This is a genomic window from Streptomyces sp. NPDC096048, assembly GCF_044763415.1.
GTDB lineage: Bacteria > Actinomycetota > Actinomycetes > Streptomycetales > Streptomycetaceae > Streptomyces.
On record NZ_JBIWGG010000032.1, the window covers coordinates 1 to 1,271 of the forward strand.

General features: G+C 68.7%; 1 protein-coding gene. It reads right to left on the reverse strand.

Annotation, left to right across the window (positions count from 1 at the left end; genetic code table 11):
• Nucleotides 1–33 precede the first annotated feature (33 nt).
• Nucleotides 34–1,202, reverse strand: a protein-coding gene (locus tag ACIQ6R_RS37035) for an IS3 family transposase (protein WP_404226441.1) whose coding sequence is annotated in 2 segments (ribosomal slippage) — nt 34–915 and nt 918–1,202 — 1,167 coding nt in all. Because the reading frame shifts where the segments join, the coding sequence is not laid out codon by codon here.
• Nucleotides 1,203–1,271 lie beyond the last annotated feature (69 nt).

Consider the following 1,271-nt stretch of genomic DNA (forward strand, 5'->3'; position numbering starts at 1 on the left):
GGGACTGCTGCATGATCGGGTGACAGCGGGGGTTTATGCAGCCAGGGCTGCGGCTGGGGTCATGATGGTCTCGTACTCGACGGGGGTCAATCGGGCCAGGCGTCTCTGACGCCGGCGTCGGTGGTAGGTGCGCTCTATCCAGGTGACGATCGCGATCCGCAAATCCTGGCGGGTGGCCCAGGCACGGCGGTCGAGGACGTTCTTCTGCAGCAGCGCGAAGAAGCTCTCCATGGCCGCGTTGTCGCCGGCCGCACCGGCCCGGCCCATGGAGCCGACCAGGTCGTGACGTGCGAGTACGGACACGAACTTCCGTGAGCGGAACTGCGATCCGCGATCGGAATGAACGATGCATCCGGTGACCTGGCCACGGCGGGCCACCGCGGATTCCAGGGCTCTCACCGCGAGGCGGGACTGCATCCGGGCGTCGATCGAGTAGCCCACGATGCGGCCGGAGTACACGTCCTTGACGGCGCACAGGTACAGCTTGCCCTCGCCGGTGGCGTGCTCGGTGATGTCCGTGAGCCACAGCCGGTTCGGCCCGGCTGCGGTGAAGTCCCGCCGCACCCGGTCATCGTGGACCGGCGGCCCGGCCTTGGCGTTCTTCCCACGGCCTCTTCGCTTGCCGAAGGCGCTCCACCAGCCGTTGTCCCGGCAGATCCGCCAGGCGGTCCGCTCGGCCATCGCCTCACCGGCGGCGCAGGCCTCGTCGAGCAGGAAGCGGTGGCCGAACTCGGGATCGTCACGGTGCGCGTCGAACAGGGCATTGGCCCGGTATGCCTCGGCCATCTCAGCGTCGGTGACCGGCCGGTCCAGCCACCGGTAGTAGGGCCGGCGGGCCAGCCCGAGCACCCGGCACGTCACCCTGCGTGGGGCAGCGGCGGCGGCAAGCTCGCGGACGAGCGGGTACATCATTTTGCCGGCAGGTTCGCCTGCGACAGATACGCAGCAGCCCTCCTGAGGACCTCGTTCTCCTGCTCCAGCAGCCGGATTCGTCTGCGTGCCTCTCGCAGCTCGGCCGACTCACCCGAGGCTGTTGCGGGCCTGGCGCCCTCGTCGGTGTCGGCACGGCGCAGCCACTTCGACAGCGTGATCGGGTGGACCCCGAAGTCGACGGCGATCTGTTCCAGCGTGACGCCGGGCTCGCGGTTGCGCGCGACCCGCACGACGTCCTCGCGGAACTCCTTCGGATACGGCTTGGGCACTGCAACATCCTTCCAGGCCGCCTCTCAGCAAGCCAGGTCAGGTATCACCTATCCGTGCAGCAGTCCCTT